This window comes from Glycomyces sp. NPDC050141 (assembly GCF_055586545.1).
Genome location: NZ_JBVJHZ010000009.1, coordinates 20,101 through 42,263, shown reverse-complemented (window position 1 = coordinate 42,263; position 22,163 = coordinate 20,101). Strand labels below are relative to the sequence as shown.

23 protein-coding genes are annotated in these 22,163 nt (G+C 70.1%); 9 read left to right on the top strand and 14 right to left on the bottom strand.

The genetic code is table 11. From position 1 onward, the window contains the following. Window positions 1-121 precede the first annotated feature (121 nt). The 3 genes from ACZ60M_RS07975 (at window position 122) to ACZ60M_RS07965 (ending at window position 2,903) form a co-directional block, all read left to right on the top strand. Complete coding sequence (locus ACZ60M_RS07975) at window positions 122-1,375, top strand: PASTA domain-containing protein (protein WP_465415880.1); 1,254 nt, start codon at window positions 122-124, stop codon at window positions 1,373-1,375. 43 nt (window positions 1,376-1,418) lie between these two features. Continuing rightward, window positions 1,419-2,000: a TetR/AcrR family transcriptional regulator gene (locus tag ACZ60M_RS07970; protein ID WP_465415878.1), complete on the top strand. Its 582-nt coding sequence runs from the start codon at window positions 1,419-1,421 to the stop codon at window positions 1,998-2,000. A 78-nt stretch (window positions 2,001-2,078) separates the two neighbouring features. Continuing rightward, the gene (locus ACZ60M_RS07965) at window positions 2,079-2,903 is read left to right on the top strand and encodes an alpha/beta fold hydrolase (RefSeq protein WP_465415876.1); all 825 of its coding nucleotides are present in this window, start codon (window positions 2,079-2,081) and stop codon (window positions 2,901-2,903) included. Between the two features lie 54 nt (window positions 2,904-2,957). Here ACZ60M_RS07965 and ACZ60M_RS07960 read toward each other — a convergent pair whose 3' ends face one another. From ACZ60M_RS07960 to ACZ60M_RS07940, 5 genes are read right to left on the bottom strand one after another with little or no spacing between them, the layout of a single operon-like run. Continuing rightward, window positions 2,958-4,148, bottom strand: a complete 1,191-nt coding sequence (locus ACZ60M_RS07960) for an FHA domain-containing protein (protein WP_465415874.1) — start codon at window positions 4,146-4,148, stop codon at window positions 2,958-2,960. Next, entirely contained in the window at window positions 4,145-5,212 is a 1,068-nt protein-coding gene (locus ACZ60M_RS07955) for a PP2C family protein-serine/threonine phosphatase (RefSeq protein ID WP_465415872.1), read from the bottom strand. The genes ACZ60M_RS07960 and ACZ60M_RS07955 overlap by 4 nt, the downstream gene beginning before the upstream one ends. A 12-nt stretch (window positions 5,213-5,224) precedes the next feature. Continuing rightward, window positions 5,225-7,621 carry a serine/threonine-protein kinase gene (locus ACZ60M_RS07950; RefSeq protein WP_465415871.1) on the bottom strand — a complete coding sequence of 799 codons (2,397 nt, stop codon included), beginning with the start codon at window positions 7,619-7,621 and terminating at the stop codon, window positions 5,225-5,227. Between the two features lie 9 nt (window positions 7,622-7,630). Beyond that, the gene (locus ACZ60M_RS07945; RefSeq protein WP_465415869.1) at window positions 7,631-8,587 is read right to left on the bottom strand and encodes a glutamate ABC transporter substrate-binding protein; all 957 of its coding nucleotides are present in this window, start codon (window positions 8,585-8,587) and stop codon (window positions 7,631-7,633) included. After that, window positions 8,584-9,852: an MCP four helix bundle domain-containing protein gene (locus ACZ60M_RS07940; protein ID WP_465415867.1), complete on the bottom strand. Its 1,269-nt coding sequence runs from the start codon at window positions 9,850-9,852 to the stop codon at window positions 8,584-8,586. The genes ACZ60M_RS07945 and ACZ60M_RS07940 overlap by 4 nt, the downstream gene beginning before the upstream one ends. A gap of 233 nt (window positions 9,853-10,085) precedes the next feature. Between ACZ60M_RS07940 and ACZ60M_RS07935 the strand changes: the two genes are divergently transcribed. From ACZ60M_RS07935 to ACZ60M_RS07925, 3 genes are read left to right on the top strand one after another with little or no spacing between them, the layout of a single operon-like run. Next, entirely contained in the window at window positions 10,086-10,541 is a 456-nt protein-coding gene (locus tag ACZ60M_RS07935; RefSeq protein WP_465415865.1) for a deaminase, read from the top strand. A 10-nt stretch (window positions 10,542-10,551) separates the two neighbouring features. After that, complete coding sequence (locus ACZ60M_RS07930; RefSeq protein WP_465415864.1) at window positions 10,552-11,382, top strand: sulfurtransferase; 831 nt, start codon at window positions 10,552-10,554, stop codon at window positions 11,380-11,382. Then, the gene (locus tag ACZ60M_RS07925) at window positions 11,379-11,990 is read left to right on the top strand and encodes a hypothetical protein (RefSeq protein WP_465415863.1); all 612 of its coding nucleotides are present in this window, start codon (window positions 11,379-11,381) and stop codon (window positions 11,988-11,990) included. Before ACZ60M_RS07930 ends, ACZ60M_RS07925 begins: the two co-directional genes overlap by 4 nt. A gap of 259 nt (window positions 11,991-12,249) precedes the next feature. On the opposite strand, the gene ACZ60M_RS07920 is transcribed toward ACZ60M_RS07925, so the two are convergent. The 5 genes from ACZ60M_RS07920 to ACZ60M_RS07900 form a co-directional block, all read right to left on the bottom strand. Beyond that, window positions 12,250-12,936 carry a metal-dependent transcriptional regulator gene (locus tag ACZ60M_RS07920; RefSeq protein WP_465415861.1) on the bottom strand — a complete coding sequence of 229 codons (687 nt, stop codon included), beginning with the start codon at window positions 12,934-12,936 and terminating at the stop codon, window positions 12,250-12,252. A 180-nt stretch (window positions 12,937-13,116) separates the two neighbouring features. Beyond that, entirely contained in the window at window positions 13,117-14,085 is a 969-nt protein-coding gene (locus ACZ60M_RS07915; RefSeq protein WP_465415859.1) for a sigma-70 family RNA polymerase sigma factor, read from the bottom strand. Window positions 14,086-14,233: 148 nt separating this feature from the next. After that, complete coding sequence (locus ACZ60M_RS07910) at window positions 14,234-14,866, bottom strand: trimeric intracellular cation channel family protein (protein WP_465415857.1); 633 nt, start codon at window positions 14,864-14,866, stop codon at window positions 14,234-14,236. A gap of 68 nt (window positions 14,867-14,934) precedes the next feature. After that, window positions 14,935-15,204 (bottom strand): DUF3039 domain-containing protein, encoded by a 270-nt coding sequence (locus ACZ60M_RS07905; RefSeq protein ID WP_465415855.1) that lies wholly within the window; start codon window positions 15,202-15,204, stop codon window positions 14,935-14,937. Between the two features lie 91 nt (window positions 15,205-15,295). Continuing rightward, the gene (locus ACZ60M_RS07900; protein ID WP_465415854.1) at window positions 15,296-15,619 is read right to left on the bottom strand and encodes a DUF3099 domain-containing protein; all 324 of its coding nucleotides are present in this window, start codon (window positions 15,617-15,619) and stop codon (window positions 15,296-15,298) included. A gap of 41 nt (window positions 15,620-15,660) precedes the next feature. Between ACZ60M_RS07900 and dtd the strand changes: the two genes are divergently transcribed. Together dtd and ACZ60M_RS07890 are read left to right on the top strand one after the other, a co-directional pair. Further along, a complete protein-coding gene (dtd, locus tag ACZ60M_RS07895; RefSeq protein ID WP_465415852.1) occupies window positions 15,661-16,083 on the top strand; it encodes a D-aminoacyl-tRNA deacylase in 423 nt (140 codons plus the stop codon). 60 nt (window positions 16,084-16,143) lie between these two features. Then, entirely contained in the window at window positions 16,144-17,859 is a 1,716-nt protein-coding gene (locus ACZ60M_RS07890; protein ID WP_465415850.1) for a DEAD/DEAH box helicase, read from the top strand. 164 nt (window positions 17,860-18,023) lie between these two features. Here ACZ60M_RS07890 and ACZ60M_RS07885 read toward each other — a convergent pair whose 3' ends face one another. The 3 genes from ACZ60M_RS07885 to ACZ60M_RS07875 all read right to left on the bottom strand — a co-directional run bounded on the left by ACZ60M_RS07885 (window position 18,024) and on the right by ACZ60M_RS07875 (window position 20,915). Then, entirely contained in the window at window positions 18,024-18,263 is a 240-nt protein-coding gene (locus ACZ60M_RS07885) for a DUF7455 domain-containing protein (RefSeq protein ID WP_465415849.1), read from the bottom strand. Between the two features lie 327 nt (window positions 18,264-18,590). Beyond that, entirely contained in the window at window positions 18,591-20,186 is a 1,596-nt protein-coding gene (locus ACZ60M_RS07880; RefSeq protein ID WP_465415847.1) for an RNA polymerase sigma factor, read from the bottom strand. A gap of 216 nt (window positions 20,187-20,402) precedes the next feature. Next, complete coding sequence (locus ACZ60M_RS07875; protein ID WP_465415845.1) at window positions 20,403-20,915, bottom strand: LytR C-terminal domain-containing protein; 513 nt, start codon at window positions 20,913-20,915, stop codon at window positions 20,403-20,405. Window positions 20,916-21,270: 355 nt separating this feature from the next. Between ACZ60M_RS07875 and ACZ60M_RS07870 the strand changes: the two genes are divergently transcribed. Further along, window positions 21,271-21,567 carry a DUF4193 domain-containing protein gene (locus tag ACZ60M_RS07870; RefSeq protein WP_465415843.1) on the top strand — a complete coding sequence of 99 codons (297 nt, stop codon included), beginning with the start codon at window positions 21,271-21,273 and terminating at the stop codon, window positions 21,565-21,567. A gap of 105 nt (window positions 21,568-21,672) precedes the next feature. Here ACZ60M_RS07870 and ACZ60M_RS07865 read toward each other — a convergent pair whose 3' ends face one another. Beyond that, window positions 21,673-22,152, bottom strand: coding sequence for a DUF3093 domain-containing protein (locus ACZ60M_RS07865; protein ID WP_465415841.1), 480 nt, complete (start codon window positions 22,150-22,152; stop codon window positions 21,673-21,675). Between the last annotated feature and the right edge of the window lie 11 nt (window positions 22,153-22,163).

The following is a 22,163-nucleotide window of genomic DNA, read 5'->3' as shown; positions in this document are numbered from 1 at the left end:
CGGGGCCGGGAATCCCTTCCCGGCCCCGTTTGCCGTACACCGTGATTGCACTGCGTAAACGGTCCAAAGCAGACCAAGACGGGTCGAAGGCGCCGGATGCGGCGGTCATAGACTCGCCTCTATGCACAACGTCCCCCCGGCCGCATCGGTCCGGATCGACCCCGGGGCCGCAGCGGCAAGTCTCAGCAGTGCGACCGGAGGCCCCCTCGCCTCCGGCGCCGCGTTCGCGGTCTACCGGCTCGGCCGGTCCTCGTTCCACGCCGCCGTCGTCCGCCGAGTCGAGAACCAAGTCGTGGTCGTCGCCGAGCGGACCGAGCCGATCGGCGGCGCCGAGTTCGACGGCCTGATCCTGGCGTACCTCTCCGGCCGCCACCCCGACGCGGGCGTGCGCCTGTGGTCGCGCATCGCCGACCCCTCGGAGGCCGGCGACCGGCAGCTGCGCGCGCTCCTGCTGGAGAAGATCACGTATGCCCGCGAGCAGCTGTCCGAACGCGACTTCACCGTCGTCAACGTCCCTGCCGCCGATATCAAGATGCCGTTGACGCGCGAGGAATTCGAGTCGCGCGTCGCCGAGCTCGTCGACACGACCGCCGACGTCTTGGAAGAGACCCTGGCGGAGGCGGGTGTCCACCCCGCCGAGCTTGCCGGCCTGCTCATGGCGGGCGGGGCGTCCCGCACGCCGCTCGCGGCGACGACGCTGCGCCGCCGGTTCGGTGTCGAGCCGGTGCTCGCCGCGCCGAACGCGAAGGTCCTGGCGGCCGAGGCCGCGCCGGTGCCGACGCGGGAGCTGCCGTTCGTCGAGGAGCAGGAGGCCGCGCCGCGCCGCCGGGGTCAGGGGCGCGCGGTCGTGATCGCGGCGGCGCTGCTGGTCGTGGTGGGTGCGGGCGCGGCGTTCGGTTCGCAACTCGGTGACGGGGATTCAGCCGGGGACGAGGCGCTCGACGGTGAGAGCGCTTCCGCCGCAACGACTTCGGAGACCATTGCGGCTGCCTCCCCGGAGGCGGGCGGCACGCCTTCCGAGACGGCCAGCGCGAGCCCGTCGGAATCGCCGACGCCCGAGGAGAGCGTGCAGGGGCCCGAGGAGCCGGTCGAGGAGGCGACCTCGTCGGAGGAGGAGCCGACGACGGAGAGCGCGCCGACCGGCGAGGTGCCGAACCTGGTCGGCATGTCGACCGCTGACGCCCACGAGGCCGTGGAGAACGCGGGTTTCGCGGGTGTGGACCAGTCGGGGGAGGAGCGCGGTGTCTTCGACTGGTCGTACGCGGACTGCGAGATCATCAGGCAGTCGCCGGAGCCGGGGTCGGTGCGGGCGCTGTCGGAGCGGGTGTCGGTGACGTTCTCGTATGCGGGTGATGCGAGCCAGTGCGACGTCTAGCGCACCTCTATGGATTCCAGCACGATCGTGCTATTTTTAAGCGGTGCGCAAAGGCGAGATGACGCGGCAGGCGATCCTCGACGAAGCGGTCCGGATGGCCCGCTACTCGGGGCTCTCCGGGCTGACCATCGGCTCGCTGGCGGCCGCGGCGGACATGTCGAAGTCGGGCCTGTACGCGCACTTCAAGTCGAAGGAGGCGCTCCAGCTGGCCTGCATGGAGCGCAACGGGGAGCAGTTCATCGACGAGGTGATCCGGCCCGCGCTCCAGAAGCCGCGCGGGATCACGCGTCTGCAGGCCATCGTCGAGTACTGGATGCAGTGGTACGCGCATCCGGGCGGCTGCCTGTTCCTGGCCGCCGCCGCCGAGTTCGACGACCTGCCGGGGCCGCTGCACGACTTCATGGCCTCGGAGCAGCGCGACCTGCTCGAGTCCCTCGCCCGGATCGCCTCGACGGCGGTCGGGCAGGGCGAGTTCCCCGAAGACACCGACGTCTTCCAGGTGGCACAGGAGGTGTTCGGCATCTTGTTGTCCTACAACTGGATGAGCCGCATCCTGTCCTATCCCGACGCCGCCGACCGCGCGTGGACGGCGTTCAACCGACTGATCGAGAGTCTCCAGTCTTAACCAGGAAGGCCCGCACACATGGCGTCCCCAGCCCCTACCGCGAAAAAGAAAAGCACGACCGTTCGTGCTCCTTGGTATGTGCGTTCCGGCTTCGCCGCCGCCGAGCGCGTCGCTCCCGCGCGGGCCGCGAAGGTCTTGTGCGAGTTGTGGTTCAAGCTCCCCGCGGGTCCTGAGAAGCGCCTGCGCGGCGAGGCCCCGGCCGGGTCGCACGTGTTCGAGCTGGAGTGCCTCGGCACCACGGTGTGGGGGTACGACTGGGGCGAGGGCCCGCTGGTCTACCTCGTGCACGGCTGGGGCGGCTCGACGGGGGACTTCAAGTTCATCGCGGCGAACCTGGTCGCCTCCGGCTTCCGCGTCGTCGCGTTCGACACGCCGAGCCACGGCAACGCCGGGGCCGGGCCCTGGGGCGAGCGGCACGCCAGCGGCCTCCACTTGATCGAGGCGATGAACGTGGTCCTGGAGAAGTTCGGGACGCCGCACGCGGTCGTCTCGCACTCGATGGGCTCGCTCAGCTCCGTGCACGCGATGCTCCAGAGCGGCATCGCGATCGAGAACGTGCGCCTGGCGATGCTGGCCCCGTTCATCGGCGGCCAGGAGGGCTTCCGCGACACGATCGGCGCGATCGTGCCCGTCGGACCCCGCATCTTCGGGCACCTGGTGCCCCTCGGCGAGGCGAAGGCCGGGATCGCGCTCGACGACTTCTCGCTGCGCGGCGTCGAGGTCGACGCGCCGGTGCTCATCGTCCACGACAAGGGCGACCGGCCCAACCCGTTCCGCCACGGCCAGGCCCTCGCGGACGCGTGGCCGAACGCCGAGCTCATGGCGACCACGGGCCTGGGCCACCGGAAGGTCCTCGCGAACCCGGCCGTCAGTGCCAGGGTGAGGGCGTTCCTGAACGGCTAGTAAGCGGTACGAGTAAGGGCCGGGTCCATCGGACCCGGCCCTTACTCGTAGGTCTTAACCCTCGTAGTGCACGGTCAAGCGGGTCCACGCACCGATGTTGATGTAGGTCCCGTCGGTCACCGGGAACTCCACGTTCGGCGCCAGCGGCTCGTCGGAGCCGTTGAGGAACGTGCCGTTCGAGGAGCCGACGTCCATGATCGTCCAGGAGCCGTCGGGCTTGGAGAACAGCTTCGCGTGCTGGGCGCTGACGCCCGGGTCCGCCACGTCGCCGGACAGGTCGATGTCCGGGGTGACGCCGCGCTTGGCGCTGTAGCGGCCGATCGTCAGGTCCGGCTTGTCGAGCGGGAAGCGGCGCGGCTTCGCGAACGACGGGTACTGCAGCTGCGAGGCCCCGTCGGAGGCCGCGACCTTGTTGAAGTAGCCCTGGTCCGCGGTGACCGCGACACCCCAGCGGGTGGCCGCCTGTCCGGCAGGGGCGTAGTTCGACGCCAGGTCCGCGGGCTGCGCGTCCGGCATGGAGAACCCGCCGGTCGCCGTCGCGGGCGGCGCGGAGGTCGGGGCGCCGAACGGCGCGGCCGGGACGCCCGGGGGCGGTCCGGGCGGGGCCGAGGTCGGTGCGGCGCCGTACGCCTGCTGCGCGTAAGGGTCCTGGCCGTAGCCCTGCTGCTGACCGTAGGGGTCCTGCTGCTGCGGCTGGCCGTACGGGTCCTGCTGGCCGTAACCGGGCTGCTGACCGTAAGGGTCCTGCTGCTGGGGTTGGCCGTAAGGGTCTTGCGGTTGCCCGTAGCCCTGCTGCTGCCCGTACGGGTCCTGCGGCTGGGACGGCTGCCCGTAAGGGTCCTGTCCGTACCCCTGCTGCGGCTGCTGCCCGTAAGGGTCCTGTGGCTGGCCGTAGCCCTGCTGCTGCCCGTACGGGTCCTGCGGCTGCGACGGCTGACCGTACGGGTCCTGGCCGTAACCCTGCTGCGGCTGCTGGCCGTAGGGGTCCTGCTGCTGCGGCTGGCCGTACGGGTCCTGCCCGTAGCCCTGCTGCGGCTGCTGCCCGTACGGGTCCTGAGGCTGCCCGTAAGGGTCGTTCGGCGCGTAGCCCTGGCCGAAGGCCGGCGACTGCGGGGGCTGGCCTTGCTGCCACGCCGGGTTGGGCGTTCCGCACTGCTCGCAGAACTGGGCTTGCGGGAAGGCCCCGCAGGCGCACTGGTACCCGCCCGGCTGTGGGGCACCGCCGTAGGTCGGCTGGTAGGTCAAGGTCGTCCCCCTCCAAGCATTTGGGTGTACTCGGCCTCGCTGACGACACCAGCAAGCGAGGCGGACCCGTCACCCTGGTTCGGACCGTCCTGGCCGGCATGCTCCTGGGCATGCGCTTGGGCCTGGACCGAACCGGGGGATTCGAGTTCCACCACCGCGACACTGATGTTGTCGTGCCCGCCGTTGGCGAGCGCTTGTCGTGTCAACGCTACCGCCTTGTCGCCAACGCTGCCGTCCGGCAGTGGCAGAAGGTCGCGATCGTCATTGAAATAGCGCGACAGACCATCGCTGCACACTACGACATGACCCCCGTCCAGATCCACGCGGAGCAGGTTGGGGTTGAGCGTCGGCGCGTCCGCGCCGAGCCACGCGAGCAGGGCTTTGGCGTACGGGTTCTTGTACCGCTCGTCCTCGGGCGGGACCCCCTGGTACTCCAGCCGGTCCTGGATCGTGTCGTCGACTGTGAGGCACTTCGCCTCCTTCTCGCCGGCCCAGTACGCTCGCGAATCGCCTACCCAGCACAGGATCGCCTGGTTCCCCTCGACCACGGCCGAGACGTACGTGGACGACGGCGGCGAGTTCGGGTACTGCTTCCCGACCGCGGCCACCGCCGAGTGGGCCGCGCCCACCCCGCGCCTCGAGGCGTCCTCCGCCGAGAGCCCTTCGCCGAGCGCCGCGCGGATCTCCGTCACCGCCGCTTCCACCCCTGCGAGTGACGCGCGCTCGGAGTCCGAGGCCCCCGAGACCCCGTCGCAGACGACGACGATCTTGCGCCCGTCGTCGGCGAGCGCGATCGCGATCGAGTCCTGGTTGTAGTGGTGCCGGTGGCCGACGTCGGTGGCCGCGCCGATGCCCGGCAGCCCGAACGACAGGTGGTCGTCGGAACCGCCCGGGTGGTCCGGGTTCTCTTCCACGGCAACGGAGGACATCCACGGCACCGACTCGGCGGGCACCGCGAACTCCTCCAGGTCGCCGCCGCAATCCTCGCAGTAGCGGCCGATGTCGGCGGTGAGACCGCAAGCGGTGCAACGCTTCGCGGCGCCCAGGGTGGTTGAGGGCTGCATAGGGCTCCTTCGCTACAGCATCGTGCGGGGGCGGTGGGTGTTCGCCAGGTCGAAGTAGTACACCTGGTCCTCCCTGCGGGTGCAGGCGTGGGCGAGGTCGCGGTACGTCCGCTCCAGCGCCAGGCGCAGCTCCCGCTCCTCCGGCTGCGCGCCGAACACGCGCGGCTCGTGCGCGGGACCGGTGCGCTGCACCGTCTCCAGCGCCAGGTGGAGGATGCGGGTCGACACCAGGTGCCTGCGCCGCGGCTCGAGCTTCAGCTCGTCGAGCCTTCCGGCCATGTGGTGCAGGTCGAGCAGGGACGGCGGCGACGTGCGCGAGTGCAGCGCCGTCTGGATCGCCGCGGTCTGCGCGATCCCGTACTGCGACGAGGTCTTCGGGACCTGGTGCAGCGTCGTGATCGCCTCCGTAGAGTTCCCGTCGATGTCCAGCAGCCGCGCGCGGCCGTAAGCGGCCGAGACGAACCGGTGGTCGCACGTCCAGATCCGCGTATAGTGCGGCAGCGCCAGGTCCCGGCGGCCCGCCAGCTCCGCGCACGCCGCCAGCGCCAGGCGCGGCGCCAGCTCTCCGGGGAGGTGCGAGTAGACGGCGTCGAAATGCGCCGCGGCCGTGTGGAAGTCGGCGGCGAGCAGCGAGATCGTGCCGCGCAGCCACGTGACCTGCCAGGTGTTGCCCTCGCGCTGCGCGAACTGGTCGAGCGCGGTGGCGGCGTTGTTGAGGTCCCCGGCGTTGACGAGGGTGCGCACGCGCCGCATGTGCACCTCGGGGCTCTGCACGGGCGCGGCGTTCAGCTCGGCGAGGATGCCCGCGGCGTCGGTGGCCTGGAGCGTGGCCATGAACGCGGCCATGGGGTCGGCGAGGTCGACCATCGGCGTGGGCAGCGCGTGCGCCACGTCGAACGGGTCGCCCACGGCGTGGAGGTCGTACTCCACGTCCGGTTCGCCGAACACTGACTGCTCGCCGGAGAAGAGCGTGGACGGCTCGAAGCGCGGTTCGCCCTTCTGGACCGACTGCACCTCGTGGAGGACGCCGCGCACCTGGGTGCGCATGTCGTCGGCGTCCTGGAACCGCGAGCGCGGGTCGGCGTTGGTGGCGCGCAGCAGGAGCCGGTGGAACGCCCCGAACTCGCTGAACACGGGCGCTTCGGAAGCGGGCGGCAGCTTGTCGCGGTACGTGCTCGTGAAACCTTTGAAATCCAAGGCGAGCACGGCCATCGAGCGGCCGATCGTGTACAGGTCGGAGGTGACCGAGGGCCCGACCGACAGGATCTCGTCGTTGGGCACCGAGTACCCGGGGGTGCCGTAGATCGCGGACTCCATGTCCTCGACGTGGCGGACCGCCCCGAGGTCGATGAGCTTGAGCCAGGTCTCGACGTGGATCATGTTGTCGGGCTTGAAGTCGCAGAACAGCAGGCCCCGGTCGTGCAGGTAGCTGAACGCGGGCAGCAGCTCGGCGGTGTAGGTGAGGACCTGCTCGAGCGGGAGCGGGTGGCGCTCGCCGTTCTCGTCGACCGCGTCCCTGATGTCCCGCAGGGACTTCCCGGCCAGGTACTCCATGACGATGTACGACTGGAGCTGGCCCGAGCGCGGGTCGGCGGCGGTCACGAAGTCGTGGATGTCGACGACGTTGGGGTGGTCGATGCCGACGAGGAAGCGCCGCTCGTTGATCGCGGCCTCGATCGCGTCCTCGTCGGAGGTGTTGATGAGGCCCTTGATGACGACCCACCGCTGGGTCAGGTCGTCGGCGAAGTTCTTGTCGTTGGCGAGGTAGATCCAGCCGAGGCCGCCGTGGGCGATCGCGCCGAGCACTTCGTAGCGGTCGGAGAGGATGTCGCCGGGGCTGAGCGCGGGCGTGAACCAGTAGCGGGTGCGGCAGTGCGCGCAGTAGCCCTCGACGCGGCCGCCGCGCCCGGCCTGGGGCCGTCCGACCGGTTTGCCGCACGCGGAGCAGAACCGCTTGTGCTCGGGCACCTGCGGGTGCTCCATGACCGCTTCGGCGGGGTCGCGGGGCGGGACGGGCGGCATGTCGGAGAGGCCGCCGCGCTGGCGGGCGCTGGTGGTCGAGGAGCGCGTGACGGGGCCGGTGATGGGCTGCGGCAGCGGCGCGGCGGGCGCCCGGTAGGGGGCCGGGGGCGGGGACGGCATGGCGCCAGCTGGCACCATGCCCTGCGTCCCGGGCTGCGGCAGCGGCGGCGAGACGGGCGGCGCCTGGTGCTGCATCGGCTGCGGCGGTACGGCATTCGTCCCGGGCGGGCCGGGCGGCGCGGGCGCGAAGCCCGGCTGCGGGGGCACCGCGGGGGGCGTGTTGAGCCGCTTGCGGATGCTGACGGTGTCGGTCGCCTCGCCTTCGGGCTGGTAGGCGCCCGGGAGGTACCGCTGGGTGTGCTCGGGAGGCGGCTGCTGGTCGCTCATGTCGCTTCCTTAATCCCGGTACTGGGGGGCTGGCGGGGCGCCGGCGACGCCCAGCGGTCCTTTGAGCCACTTGTCGTAGGCGGCCTGCCAGGTGCCGTTCGCGATGATCTGGGCGAGGGCGGCGTTGGCGTAGCGGGCGAGGTCGGTGTTGCCCTTCTGGAACGCGATCCCGTAGGGCTCCTGGGAGAACGCGTCGCCCACGACCTGCAGCGTCGGGTCCTGGACGGCCATGCCCGCGAGGATCGTGTCGTCGCTGGTGATGGCGTCGACGGTGCCCTGCTGGAGGAGGACGAGGCAGTCGTTGAAGTCGGGGACGGTGACGGCCTGCGCGGCGGACTGCTCGGCGATGGTGCGCACGGAGGTGGAGCCGTCGCCGGTGCACACGAGGTGGTCGTCGGCGAGGTCGGCCAGGCTGCCGATGCCTGAGTCCTTCGGCACGAGGAGTCGCTGCCCGGCGTGGTAGTACTCGGCGGAGAACTCCACATCGGCCCAGCGCTTGCAGTTCATGGTCATGGTGCGAACGACCATGTCGACCCTGTCGTCGTTGACGGCGTCCTCGCGCTGCTTGGAGGTCATGGGGACCCAGCGGATCGTCACGTCGGGGCCGAGGATCGACTGGGCGACGGCCTTGGCGATGTCGATGTCGAACCCGGCCGGCTCGTTGGACGAGGGGTCGGTGTAGCCCATGAGGTTCGTGGACTGGCTGACGCCGATGGTGATCTGCTCGGGGTTGTCGAGCTGCGCGACGGCCTGCGCGGCGGTGGTCGCGCCGGGGTTGTAGGACGCGAGCGGCTGGCAGGACTCGTCGACCGCGTCGGTCTCGATCTCGGGGGAGAAGTTGATGCCCGAGGGCAGCGGCGTGGGGACGTCGACCTGCGGCGGCCCCATGTCGGCGGGCTGGGAGCAGGCCGCGAGGACGAGGCAGGCGGCGGCTGCGGCCGCGAGCCGGATCTGGTGTCGAATCATGCGTAGTACTCCGCCACTCGCAGCTGGATGCCGACCGCGGCGCTGATGAGCGCGCCGAGCGCCAGGGCCGCGAGCCCGGCGGCGGCGCCCGAGAGGGACCGCTGGGCGTCGTTGGTGGCCTCGGCGAAGCGGTCGGCGCTGACGTCGGTCGCCTCGGTCAAGGCGTTGTTGAGGGTCGTGAAGGACGCCCACAGGCTCGTGTCGCTCTCGCCGACGACGAGGTCCACGGCTTCGTTGTACTGGCCGCCCTGGGCGAGCTTGACGACCTCGTCGTGCCCGGCCCGCCACGTGTCCGCGGCGGTGCGGGCGGTCGCGATCTTCTCGGCGATCGTGCTGTCGCCCTTGAATTCGACTTCGAGCCGGTCGAGGAGCCGGCCTTCGTCTGCGAGCGCCGCGAAGTGCTCCTCGAAGCGGTCGGCGGCGTCCTGGTCCTCGCCTCGGGCGATGAGCAGGAGCGATTCCTCGGCGCGCGCCTGCTGGGCGGTGATCTCGGCTTCGGCGAGCAGTTCGAGCGGCGCCGAACCCTCCTCATGGGACCGGTTCGTGTGGCTGCCGGACGCCAGGGACGCCATCGTGAGCCACCCCGCGAACGCGACGAGCAGCACGAAGGATCCGACGAGACCGAGGTTGAACACGCGGTTCGTCTTGCGCGACAGCCACATCTGCGCCCACACGAGCGTGCCGAGCGCGGCGACCGTGAGCGCCGCGGCGACCCACGGGAACGCGGCGGCCGCGTCCCGCGACTCGTGCAGCTGCCCGAGGGCGTTCTCCTGGAGTTCGTGCGCCGCGGGCAGCATCTCGTCGCGCATGAGCGTCGAGGCCTGCTCCTGGTAGGTCGCGCCGACCGGCTCGCCGAGGCGGTTGAACGTGCGGGAGGTCTCCACGAGCCCGGTGTAGACCGGCAGCCGCGCGTTCAGCTCGGCCACCAGCGCGGTGTCGGCCGGGGTCTTCACTTCCCCTGCGGCCGTAGCGAGTGCGACCGTGGCGTCGCGCATCGCCTCGCGGTAGGTCTCGTTCATCTCGTCAGAGGGCGTGCCCGCCGTCAGGTACGAGGACGCGGCGGTCGCGTCGGCCTGCGAGAGCGCCTGGTACAGCGAGAGGGCGGCCACCGAGAGCCGCCCGGACTGGCTGGTGGTCTCTTCGATGACGGCCGACTTCGCGAGGATCGCGGTCATGCCGGTGATCCCGGCGCCGAGGATCAGCGCGGCGACCAGCGCGAGCACGCCGCGCAGCTGTCCGGGCGTGAACCGCAGTGCGGCCAGCACGCGGTCGAACCGTCGCTGCCCGGTTGCAGCAGGTGCGCTGGGCGCCTGTGTCGGAGCGGGAGGGGACTGGACGGACAACTACTGCACCTCACTTGATCGGCGGCCGCGGCCGCGCGCACGTCTGACGTGGCTGGAGTGTCGGGGGACTCCCACATGGTATCGGCCCCCGGCAAGGGCCGGTGACTACCGCCTCATGGCGTCCGGGCCGGGCCTCGCGGCGGTACGGTGGGACCGTGCCGAACGCCGAAGACTACTCCACAGAGGACGACGCCCGCTGGATGGCGCGCGCCGTCGAACTGGCCGAACGATGCCCGCCGTCCGACACCGCCTTCAGCGTCGGCGCCGTGATCGTCGCAGACGGCGCGATGGTCGGCGAAGGCTACTCCCGCGCCGAGGACCCCAGCGACCACGCCGAGGAGGTCGCCCTCCGCCAAGCCGGGGACGCCGCGCGCGGCGCGACCGCCTACTCCTCCATGGAACCGTGCGGCCACCGCGCCTCCCGCCCCGACCCGTGCGCCCGCCTGCTCATCGGCGCCGGGATCACCCGCGTCGTGTACGCCCTGGGCGAGCCCCTCAACTTCGTCGACACGCCCGGCGGCGACGCGATCCTGCGCGAGAACGGCGTGGTTGTGACCGTGATGCCCGAATTCGCGGACGCGGCCGAACGCCCCAACGCGCACCTCCGTTAATCTGGGACCCATGAGGCCATTGATCGGCGCCGAGGCGGCCGCCGAACTGCGCGAATCGGTCCGTCTCGACGTCCGCTGGACGCTCGGGGGACCGTCCCGGGACGCCGACTACGCCGAAGGGCACCTGCCCGGCGCCGTCCGGCTCGACTTCGACCGGGACGTGTGCGGCCCGGTCGGCCCCGTCGGGGGCCGCCACCCGCTGCCCGAACCCGAAGCGCTGCAAGCAGTACTGCGCGCCGCAGGCATCGACGACGACTCGCACGTCCTCGTTTATGACGACGGCGACGGCATGGCCGCCGCCCGCACCTGGTGGACCCTCCGCTGGGCCGGGATCGCGAACGTCCAGGTCCTCGAAGGCGGCATCAAGGCCTGGACCGGCGCCGGACTCCCGCTGGAGACCCAGACCCCCGAGCCCAAGCCCGGCACCGCCCGAGTCCGTCCCGGGAACCTCCCGGTGCTCGACGCCGACGAAGCCGCCGCATGGGCCCGGACCCGCGAACTCGTCGACGTCCGCGCCCCCGAGCGCTACCGCGGCGAGATGGAACCGGTCGACCCGGTCGCGGGGCACGTGCCCGGCGCCATCAACCTCTTCCTCGGCGAAGACGACCTCGCCGACACCGCGCGCCTGCGCGAACGCTATGCGCCCCATGCCGAAGCGGCCTACTACTGCGGCTCCGGCGTGGGCGCGGCCCGCACCGCGCTCGCCGTCACCGCCGCCGGACTGCCCACCCCGCCGGTGTACATCGGCTCGTGGAGCGACTGGGTCTCGCGCGGCCGCGACGTCGCCACCTCGGCGACGCTTGCGAGCCGTAAATTGGCACAGGGAGAGGAGCAGGCATGAGACGCGCACTGATCGCCCTCCCCGCCGCGCTCCTGCTGGCGCTGGCCGCCTGCAGCGACGACGGCACGCCCGAGGGCGGCGACCCGGTGGACACCGCCGCGAACGAGTCCAGCGAGTCGTCGGCCTCGACCGCACCGGTCGAGCTCGACCTGGCCGACGCCGCGGGCGCCTGCCCGTTCATCGACGGCGCGACCCTCAACTCCGTCACCGGCGAGGACTTCCGCTTCGCCTCCGGCGGCCCCGGCGAGGAGACCGAAGAGGCCCCGGCCCAGCTCACGTGCGCCGTCCAGACCGGCGAGGCCGCCTACCCGGACCTGACGCTCTTCGTCATCGGCACCGAGGCGAAGGTCGAGGTCTACGAAGAGGAACTGGCCGACGGCACCGAGTCGATCGACGGCCTCGGCGAAGCGGCCTACTGGATCGTCCACACCGAGGACACGGGCGCGGGCCCGGCCCTCGAAATGGGCTGGTACAACGGCGGCACCATCTTCGAGATGCGATACACCACCCCGGTCGACACCGACCCGGCCGCCGTGGACGAACTCGTCGGCGGCTTCACCGAACTCGCCAAGGGCATCGCAGCGGCATATGCGGAGCAAGCGGGCTAGACAAGCAAGACGAAAGGCCGCCGGTTCTCCGGCGGCCTTTCGCTTTGCCCCGCATAGTGAGCGCCCTCCTCGCCGGGGGTGCGAGGAGGGCGCTCAGGTGCGGAGTGCAGTTATCGGGCGCAGACGTTTCCCGTGGTCGGCCCTGTGTGGGATGAATTGGAAACGTTTGCACGCTTTGCTCAGACTACTCCCCGGTAAGGCCCGGGTCAAGACTCGGCGGCACGGACTTCCAAGGCGCGCAAACCCTTGCGCCCGTGGACTACACGACAGGAGTGGCGAAGATCTTCGCGGCGTCGTCGGTCGAGAGCCGGATCGTGTCAGCGCCGGAGGTCACCGCGACCTCGCCGTCGAGACGGTCGATCGCGACCTCGGCGCCCGGGTCCACACCGGCCTCGTGCAGCGAGGCCAGCAGCTCCGGGTGCGTCTGGGCCGATTCGCACAGGCGCGTCACGCGCACCTTGGAACCGGGGGAGACCACGCTCAGCGGCCGCTCGTCGGCCTCGCGGCCCTCCGCGACTGCCGAGGCGTCGAGCTCCTTGAGCCCGGGGATCGTATTGCCGTACGGCGACCGGGTGGGGTGCTCCAGCAGCTCGTACACGCGCTTCTCCACCGAGTCGCTCATGACGTGCTCCCACTTGCAGGCCTCCTCATGGGCCTCCACGTAGGACATGCCGATGACGTCGACCAGGAGCCGCTCGGCGAGCCGGTGCTTGCGCATCACCGCGACCGCCTGCCTGCGGCCCTCCTCGGTGAGCTCCAAGTGCCGGTCGCTCTTGACGTTGAGCAGGCCGTGGCGCTGCATCCGGCCCACGGTCTGCGAGACCGTCGGGCCGCTCTGCTCCAGCCGTTCGGCGATCCGGGCGCGCAGCGCCGGGACGCCTTCCTCCTCGAGTTCGAGGATCGTGCGCAGGTACATCTCAGTGGTGTCGACGAGGTCCGTGGTCACAGCTTCGTTCCTTCACTTAGTCCGCCCGCAGGGCACCGAGCGGGGTGGGTCGAGTAGCCGCCAGACCCCCTGTCAACCCCAATGGTATACGGCGTGAAGGCTGCTCCTGCGTGCAGCCATCCGGACGTACGGCACGCTCACACCCCAAAGCGACACGGTGAACCGGGCCGTCAGGGTCGATCACGCCACATACTCGGCGAGGCGCCCGGCGTAGTCGGGCTGGCGGAGGCGGTGCAGCGCGTTCTTCTCGATCTGGCGCACCCGCTCGCGCGAGAGGCCGAAGTCGGCGGAGACCTCTTCGAGGGTGCGCTGGCGCCCGTCGTCGATGCCGAAACGCAGGCGCAGCACGGTTTGTTCCCGCTCGGGGAGCGAGGCGAGCACGTTCGCGATGTGGCGGCGCAGCAGCGCGTACGACACCGCGTCGTCGGTGCCGTGCTCGCGCGGCAGGTGCGCGACGAGGTCGCCCAGCGCGGTCGAGTCGTCCTCGCCGACGGTCTGGTCGAGGCTCACCGGCTCGCGGTCGTACGACATGAGTTCCAGGACCTTGCCCGGGGTGACGTCGAGTTCCTCGGCGATCTCCTCGTAGCGCGGCTCGCGGCCCAGCTCGACCATGAGGTCCTGGCGGACCCGGTTCATGCGCTTGATCTGGTCCACGGTGTGCGCGGGCACGCGGATCGTGCGGGACTGGTCGGTGACGGCCCGGTTGATCGCCTGGCGAATCCACCAGGTGGCGTACGTGGAGAACTTGTACCCCTTCTGGTAGTCGAACTTCTCGACGGCGCGGATGAGGCCGAGGTTGCCCTCCTGGATGAGGTCGAGCAGGCTCAGCCCGGCGCCGGAGTAGCGCTTCGCGACGGAGACGACGAGGCGCAGGTTCGACTCGAGCATGCGCTGCTTGGCCGCGCGGCCCTCGGCCGCGATGCGGGCCAGGTCCGAGCGGAAGTCGGGGTCGGTCACTTCGGAGATGCGGCACTCGGCCATGAGGCCGGCCTCGATCGCCTTGGCGCACTCGACCTCCTCGCAGGCGGTGAGGAGCCGGTGCTTGCCGATGCCGTTCAGATAGGCGCGAACGGGGTCGCCGGAGTATTCGGTCGCGCGCTGCGCCGGACGCCTCGCCGGACGCTGGCGGATGCTGTCGACAGGTGCCATCGAATTCGCCTTTCGCTGCAGACCCTCGGCGCGTGGGTTGAACCGCGCCTGACCCGGCGGGCACCGGGGTACGGGCTACCAGCTTGCAGGTGATTTCGAGGATTCTGATCCCCCAGAACGAAGGGTGGCACGAACCCGGGAGACACGATCAGAAATTCGGTTTCGGGGCCTGCCACCGATACCTGATGGCCACCAGCCGTACAACGAAGATCGCCGCGATGGCGATCAGCGCGAGCGTCCAGTGCCCGATCAGCGACTCCCAGCGCGCCCCCACCGCCACGATGATCGCGCCGATCGCCGCGGCCATCGCGTAGAAGTCCTCGCGGAGTACCGCCGGGATCTCCTGGACCATCATGTCGCGCAGGATGCCCCCGCCGATTCCGGAGAGTACTCCCACGATGCAAGCCGCGTAGACCGCGAACCCGAAATCCAGGCCCTTCTGCGTCCCGACCACGGTGAACAGCGCCAGGCCGGCCGCGTCGAGCACCAGCATCGTCGGCCGCATCCGCGACAGCGCCGGGTGGAACCGGAACACGAACAGCGACGCGACGAGCGCGGTCAGCGGGTACCGCCAGTCCGTGAGCAGCAGGGGTTTCGCGCCGATCAGGACGTCGCGGACCGCCCCGCCGCCGAGCGCGCAGAGGACACCGATGACGACCACGCCGAACAGGTCCAGGCGCTTGCCGACCGCGGCGCTCGCGCCCGATGCGGCGAACACCGCCGTGCCGATCAGCTCGGCGACCAGCATCAAGGCGCTCGGGTCGAAATCAGAAGGCTCCACCCGTGCGTTATAGCAGGTGGAGCCCCATCACATCGTTGTTCTTCGCAAAGGTGAGAGCCGCGCCGCGGCTAGCCCTTCATCTTCGCGTAGATGTCCTTGCAGTTCTGGCAGACCGGGAAGCGGTCGGGGTCGCGGGTGGGGACCCACATCTTCCCGCACAGCGCCTTCACCGGGATGCCGTCGACCATGGCGGCCATGAGCTTGTCCTTCGGGACGTAGTGCGAGAACCGATCCTCGTCGCCGTCCTCGTAGGTGTAGTTCGGGTTGGTCTGGGTCTGCTCTTCGAGCAGGGTAGAACCGCCGCCCTCGGTACCACCGGTGGTGGGAAGTTCGCTCACGGCAACTCACTCCTCATTAACGCGCAAGATCCCGTCAATCTTGCTCCACGAATTTACGACCCGCAAGCTTCGTCGAGGAGGCCCGACCCGACTATTCCGAATCGATCATGCGGTGCTCGGGGGCTTCCAGCGTGTGCGCCCGCCGCTGGTGCTTGGTGAACACGCCCGGCTTGCGCACCAGGCGGTCGTTCGCCAGCAGCACCGCCAGCCAAGGCAGCACCGCCATCCCGACGATGCCGAGCGCCAGCCACAGCCAGAGCAGGGGCGCCTCGGCCATCACCGCGATGCCGAGCACGATCACGACCACGCCGCGAATAGACATCATCACGACATACCGGATGGTCCGGTACCGCCGCTCCTCATCGAGGGACATCGCCGCATCGGTGATGCTCGTCGCCTTCTCACGCCTTGCCACCCTTCGAGCCTACGCCTGACCGGTGCGGGAGGATCTGGGGCATGAAAGCAGTTGTGCAGACCGTCAGCGAAGCCGAAGTCACGGTTGAAGGCACCAGCGTCGGCGCCATCGGCGAAGGCCTCCTCGTCCTCCTCGGCGTCACCCACACGGATGGACCCGACGAAGTCAAATGGATCGCGGAGAAGATCTGGTCCCTGCGCATCCTGCGCGACGAGCTCTCGGCGTCCGATCTGGACGCACCGATCCTCCTGGTCAGCCAGTTCACCCTCTACGCCGACACCCGCAAGGGCCGCCGCCCCTCCTGGAACGCCGCCGCTCCCGGGCCCGTCGCCGAGCCCCTGGTCGAAGCCGTCGCCGCCCGCCTCCGCGGCCTCGGCGCGCACGTCGAGACCGGAAAGTTCGGCGCCATGATGCTCGTCCGCAGTGTCAACGTCGGCCCCAACACGATCCTGCTGGAGCGATGAACGTGACCCCTGTCGCGTCCTAAAATCAACCGGGTCCGCCCACGTCGCAGAGGAGCCCGCATGATCCCGGCCGCCCCACCCGAAACGCTTCCGTCGCTTCGGGTCTGGCAGCGCAAGGCCATGGTCGCCTACCACCGGGGTCAATCGCGCGACTTCCTCGCGGTCGCCACGCCCGGCGCCGGCAAGACCACGTTCGCGCTGCGCATCGCCTACGACCTGCTCGCCGACGGCACCGTCGACACCGTCACCGTCGTCGCTCCCACCGAGCACCTCAAGACCCAGTGGGCCGGGGCCGCCGCCCGCTTCGGCATCCAGCTCGACCCGGCCTTCCGCAACGCCTCCGTCCACAGTGCATCCGACTTCCACGGCGTCGTCCTCACCTACGCCCAGATCGGCGCCGACCCCGCCGTCCACCGCCGCCGCACCCTCGCCCGCCGCACCCTCGTCATCCTCGACGAGATCCACCACGCGGGCGACGCCCGCTCCTGGGGCGACGGCGTCAAGACCGCCTTCGACGAGGCCGAACGCCGCCTCGCCCTCACCGGCACGCCCTTCCGCAGCGACGACAACCCGATCCCCTTCGTCGAATACGACGAGGAGGCCGACGGCGTCAAGCGCTCCCGCGCCGACGCGCTCTACGGCTACCGCGACGCGCTCGCCGACGGCGTCGTGCGCCCGGTCATGTTCATGGCCTACTCCGGCCAGGCGAAATGGCGCACGAGCGCGGGGGACGAGCTGGCCGTGCGCCTCGGCCAGCCGCTCACCAAAGACCTCACCAGCCAGGCCTGGCGCACCGCCCTCGACCCCGAAGGCGAGTGGATCAAGCAGGTCATCCGGGCCGCCGACCGCAGGCTCTCCTCGCTGCGCGCCGCAGGCATCCCGGACGCGGGCGGGCTCATCATCGCCTCCGACCAGAACACCGCCCGCTCCTACGCCGGCATCCTCAAACGCGTCACCGGCAAGAGCGCCGCGATCGTCCTCTCCGACGACGCGGGCTCCTCGGACAAGATCGCCAAGTTCGCCGAGTCCGATGAGGAATGGCTCGTGGCCGTCCGCATGGTCTCCGAAGGCGTCGACATCCCGCGCCTCGCCGTCGGCGTCTACGCCACGAACGCCCACACGCCGCTGTACTTCGCGCAGGCCATCGGCCGCTTCGTGCGGTCCCGGCGCCCCGGCGAGACCGCCTCGGTGTTCCTGCCCAGCGTCATCCCGCTGCTGAGCCTCGCCGAGAACCTCGAAGCCGACCGCGACCACGTCATCAAACCCAAGTCCGCCGACGACCAGGACCCCGAGCTCCTGCTGGAGCAGGCGCAGCGGGTCCTCAACGAGGGCACCGAACTCGGCGGCCAGCGCGAGACCCTGGAGTCGAACGCCGAGCTCGACCAGGTGATCTTCGACGGCGGCTCGTTCGGCCTGCCGGTGGAGGCCGGAAGCGCCGAGGAGCAGGAGTACCTGGGCCTGCCTGGCCTCCTGACGCAGGAGCAGGTGCACCTGCTGCTGCAGAAGCGCCAGCGCGAGCAGATGGCGAAGCAGAGGACCGGCACCCGCACCGAGACTGCCGAGCGCCCGGCGGCCGAACCGGCGATGACGAACGCGCAGAAGCGGTTGAAGCTCCGCAAGCAGTTGAACGCCCTCGTCGGCGCGCAGTCGTTCTCGACGAACGAGCCGCACGGGAAGATCCACGCGAAGCTCCGGTCGACGTGCGGCGGCCCGCCGAGCGCGCAGGCGACCATCGAGCAGCTGGAGGAGCGGATCGCCGTCATCCGCTCCTGGTGACCGAATCCCGGAGCGGGATGTCCGCTATATAAACAACGGGGCCGCCGGCGCATTGCGCTGGCGGCCCGTCGCATCGTTCCGGCAGTGCTGTCCGGACATGGATCAGGGCCCGAGCGCAATCGCGCTCGGGCCCTTGAAAGCCTGTGTCGGCGGCTGGTTCCCGGCTAGTTCTCCGAGGCCATGAGGTCGGTGCCGCGCCACTCGAATTCGGGGTCGGCGGTGAAGTCGATGGCGATCGGCACGAGCTTCTCGGCGAACTGGTTCGCGTGGTGGCCGCAGAAGACGAGGTCGCCGCCTTCGGCCAGGGTCACGCGGAGCTTTGCCGCGGCGCTACACCGATCGCAGCGCTCGCCCGCGATCGGACGTTCCTCCACCTGGGGCGGGGGCGTCAGGGTGGATGTCATACCAGGTCCTCCGCTGCGTTCGGTCGCTATGCACCTGCATAGCAATGAATCTCTATGGTCGGCCTGTTGACCGGCTCGTTCCGTTCAACGCCTGCACTGTACTGCCTCTTCCCGACATTTCCTGACTGAGACTGGCCTCACTCAGTTCATCGGTTCGATGGTTGTTCCACACCGTAGCCCACGGAACGCCGTTCGACAACCCGGCACGAGCTTGAGGTACCCACCCGTTCGGGTGATACACCCCAGCTCGGAGCCGTGCTGCGCCTTGGGGTTCCATTACGCCCGGAGCGAAACCGGGCGTAATCGGGACGGTGCGGTCGCAGCGGGTTAGTCGAGGTAGTCGCGCAGGACCTGCGAGCGCGACGGGTGCCGCAGCTTCGACATGGTCTTGGACTCGATCTGGCGGATGCGCTCGCGGGTGACCCCGTAGACCTGGCCGATCTCGTCGAGGGTGCGCGGCTGGCCGTCGGTGAGGCCGAACCGGAGCCGGACGACGCCCGCCTCGCGCTCGGAGAGGGTCTGCAGCACCTGCTGGAGCTGGCCCTGGAGGAGCGAGAAGGAGACCGCGTCGACGGCCACGATGGCCTCGGAGTCCTCGATGAAGTCGCCGAGCTGGCTGTCGCCCTCGTCGCCGATGGTCTGGTCGAGGGAGATCGGCTCGCGCGCGTACTGCTGGATCTCGAGGACCTTCTCCGGGGAGATGTCCATCTCCTTGGCGAGCTCGTCCGGGCTGGGTTCGCGGCCCAGGTCCTGGAGGAGTTCGCGCTGGATGCGGCCGAGCTTGTTGATGACCTCGACCATGTGGACCGGTATGCGGATGGTCCTCGCCTGGTCGGCCATGGCGCGGGTGATGGCCTGCCGGATCCACCAGGTGGCGTACGTGGAGAACTTGTAGCCCTTGGTGTAGTCGAACTTCTCGACGGCGCGGATGAGGCCGAGGTTGCCTTCCTGGATGAGGTCCAGGAACGCCATGCCGCGGCCGGTGTAGCGCTTGGCGAGGGAGACGACGAGGCGGAGGTTGGCCTCGAGGAGGTGGTCCTTGGCGCGGTCGCCGTCGCGGACGATCCATTCGAGGTCCCGGCGCATCTGCGTGGGGATCTCCTCGCCGGCCTCGCGGAGCAGCTTGAGGCGCTCGACGGCGTAGAGCCCGGCCTCGATGCGCTTGGCGAGCTCGACTTCCTGGGCGGCGTTGAGGAGCGGGACCTTGCCGATCTGCTTGAGGTAGGCGCGGACGGAGTCGGCCGAGGCGGTCATCTCGGCGTCCTTGCGGGCCTGCTTGAGCGCTTCCGAGTCCTCCTCGTCCCACTCGAAGTCGTCGCCCTCTTCGTCCTCTTCGCCGTCCTTCTTGGACTTGCGGCCCGCGGCGGCCTTCTTGGCGGCCTTCTTGCGGGTGGCCTTCTTCGCGGGCGCGGCGGCGGCGGCCTCGGCCAGCGCGTCGTCGTCGGCCGCGGCGGCGAGTTCGGCCTCGTCGGGCTCCTCGCCGTCGGCGGGCTTCTTCGCGGCGGCCTTCTTCACCGCCGTCTTCTTGACGGCGGCCTTCTTCGCGGTCTTCTTGGCGGCCTTCTTGACCGCGCCCTCCTCGTCGGCTTCCTCAGCGGCGGGAGCGGCGGCGGCCTTCTTGACGGCGGTCTTCTTCACCGCGGTCTTCTTGGCGGCCTTCGCGGTGGTGGTCCGGGAGGAGGTGGCGGTGCGGGCGGCGGGGACGCGCTTGCGCGTGGAGGCGGAGCCGTCCACGACCACGGTCACCTCGGCCTCGGCGAGGGCGCGGAGCACCTTCTTGCCGTCAGCGGGGGAGGCCTGCACCGACTCCAGAACCTGGGCGACCGTCGCGGACGTCAGCTGCCCGTTGCTCTCTCGGGCCAGAGCGAGCAGCGAGTCGGTCAGGGAATTGACGTCTGTGCCGGTGGGACGTGCGTCAGTCACGAGCAACCTTCCGAGGCAATGGCGGGCACGGCGCAGCCGGGCTCCATAGCGGGTGAGCGTTGGATATTGGGTCGGCAGCCCAGGTCGGCACAACGACCGGGCAGGCGTGAATTGTAGCGCCGAAATTCGCCTGCGGCCCGTCCGTGGTGCCGTTTCGAGCTGTGTTTCCGCATTTTCAGTGTCAATGTGTTGCAGCACGTGGGGTGTGACGGCGCTCTATTCTACCGTGCAGGTGCCCTCGGGTGCCGGGCCGATGCCGCCCTGGGCGAAGGACTGGCGGGCGTCGGAGGCCGAGCGGACCTCGGCGAAGTCGTCGCCGAGGACGATGGTGATGGGCTTGTCCCAGTCCAGGTCGAAGGCCTGGCTGCCTTGGTAGAAGTACGCGTGGGCGTGGGCGCCGGCGGCGTACTGGTCGGGGCCGAAGTAGACGAGCGCGGTGCCGTCGTAGGTCTCGTCGGCGTCCCCCGTCTCGGTGACGATGAACCCGCGGTCCTCCAGCTGCGCGGCGGCCTGCTCTGCCAGGCCGTCCCGGTCGGTGCCGTTGAGGACGACCAGTTCGATCTCCTCTGTCTTGGGGATCGGGGAGGTCTTGATCTCGACGGCTCCGGGCGGGCAGTCCCCGCTCGCGGACGTCTGCGAGTCGTTCCGGATCGCCCAGAGCGTGATCAGGCCCGCCACCAGAGCCAATGCGCACAGAACCGTCAAAGCGCGGATACGAGCGATACGCACGGCTGCCTCCCCGAGTCTCCAAAAAGTGCCAACGAATGTGTCTGCACTTAGACGAGCCGAAGGCCCGCAAACGTTGCCATCCGAAAGGCTATCGTGCGCGAGTCGTCTCCGTGGGCGAGAGGCGGTACACTCGCTGCGCTTGACACAGAAGTGTTTCTCGCCACAATGGGGATGAAAAACCCGGGGGCATCGTGTATAGGAATGGACTGCACGCGGTAAGGTACGCCGCCTGCAGGGACGGAACCGAACCCGCCAGGAACCCGAGCCGGGCCGCTGTGTCACCCGAACACTCCAGCGGCAACCCGCCGCGCTCGGTTCCGGAACCGCAAGAGAAACCAATTGGGAGTGGAAAACGATGGCAACCGACTACGACGCCCCGCGCCGCGACAAGGAAGAGTCCGCCGGAGGCGACGGCATTGACGCCCTCGCGAAGGGCCGCACCGATCAATCGGGGTCGGTGGACGTCGACGAGGCCGAAGTCGCCGAGAACTTCGAGCTGCCCGGCGCCGACCTGGGCGACGAAGAGCTGTCCGTGAAGGTCCTGCCGATGCAGCAGGACGAGTTCCGGTGCTCCAGCTGCTTCCTGGTCCACCACCGCAGCCAGTTCGCCAAGGAGAAGAACGGGCAGCCGATCTGCAAGGACTGCGCGTAAGCACCGAGCCCCCGCGGCTCGGGTGACGCCCGCCTGAACGGTGCCCCTCAGATAGCGCACGGCTCGCAGGATGCCTCCTGCGGGCCGTCTCGCTTGTCCGGGCCTCTAGGCCTCAGCGGACACGCGCGAGGCCGTCAGCGCCGCCTCCAGGCGCTCGGGACGACGCGAGGCGACCACCCAGTAGGGGGTCGGGTCCGCCGGGTCGTCGAGGACGATCCGCAGGCCCCGGCCGATCCACGGCCGCTGCACCACGAACGCCAGCGGATGCAGCGCCACGCCCAGGGCGTCCGAGTACGCGACCCGGTCCAGCACCTGTACCTCCGCCACGGCCGACATCGGCAGCTTCGCGTCGTCGACGTGCAGCCACACCTCGCCGTCCGCCTCCGCCACGCTCACCCGCAGGCGGCCCAGCCACCACGCGCCCGCGAACACCGCGGCCATGAGCGCGACGCTCGCCGCCACGCGCCACCAGCGCATGTCGCCGAAGTTCGACAACGCCCCCGCGAGCACCGCCACCACGATCACGGCCAGCCAACCCGCCGCCGGAAGCCGCATGCGCTCGGCGTACCGTTCCCCGCTCTTCATATCTGAGACCA

What these genes read in the sequence shown, in the direction of transcription:
- ACZ60M_RS07975 (WP_465415880.1), top strand. Translation starts at nt 122, where the DNA reads ATGCACAACGTCCCCCCGGCCGCATCGGTCCGGATCGACCCCGGGGCC.
- ACZ60M_RS07955 (WP_465415872.1), bottom strand. Translation starts at nt 5,212, where the DNA reads ATGCAGCCCTCAACCACCCTGGGCGCCGCGAAGCGTTGCACCGCTTGC.
- ACZ60M_RS07950 (WP_465415871.1), bottom strand. Translation starts at nt 7,621, where the DNA reads ATGAGCGACCAGCAGCCGCCTCCCGAGCACACCCAGCGGTACCTCCCG.
- ACZ60M_RS07945 (WP_465415869.1), bottom strand. Translation starts at nt 8,587, where the DNA reads ATGATTCGACACCAGATCCGGCTCGCGGCCGCAGCCGCCGCCTGCCTC.
- ACZ60M_RS07930 (WP_465415864.1), top strand. Translation starts at nt 10,552, where the DNA reads ATGAGGCCATTGATCGGCGCCGAGGCGGCCGCCGAACTGCGCGAATCG.
- ACZ60M_RS07925 (WP_465415863.1), top strand. Translation starts at nt 11,379, where the DNA reads ATGAGACGCGCACTGATCGCCCTCCCCGCCGCGCTCCTGCTGGCGCTG.
- ACZ60M_RS07915 (WP_465415859.1), bottom strand. Translation starts at nt 14,085, where the DNA reads ATGGCACCTGTCGACAGCATCCGCCAGCGTCCGGCGAGGCGTCCGGCG.
- dtd (WP_465415852.1), top strand. Translation starts at nt 15,661, where the DNA reads ATGAAAGCAGTTGTGCAGACCGTCAGCGAAGCCGAAGTCACGGTTGAA.
- ACZ60M_RS07890 (WP_465415850.1), top strand. Translation starts at nt 16,144, where the DNA reads ATGATCCCGGCCGCCCCACCCGAAACGCTTCCGTCGCTTCGGGTCTGG.
- ACZ60M_RS07885 (WP_465415849.1), bottom strand. Translation starts at nt 18,263, where the DNA reads ATGACATCCACCCTGACGCCCCCGCCCCAGGTGGAGGAACGTCCGATC.
- ACZ60M_RS07870 (WP_465415843.1), top strand. Translation starts at nt 21,271, where the DNA reads ATGGCAACCGACTACGACGCCCCGCGCCGCGACAAGGAAGAGTCCGCC.
- ACZ60M_RS07865 (WP_465415841.1), bottom strand. Translation starts at nt 22,152, where the DNA reads ATGAAGAGCGGGGAACGGTACGCCGAGCGCATGCGGCTTCCGGCGGCG.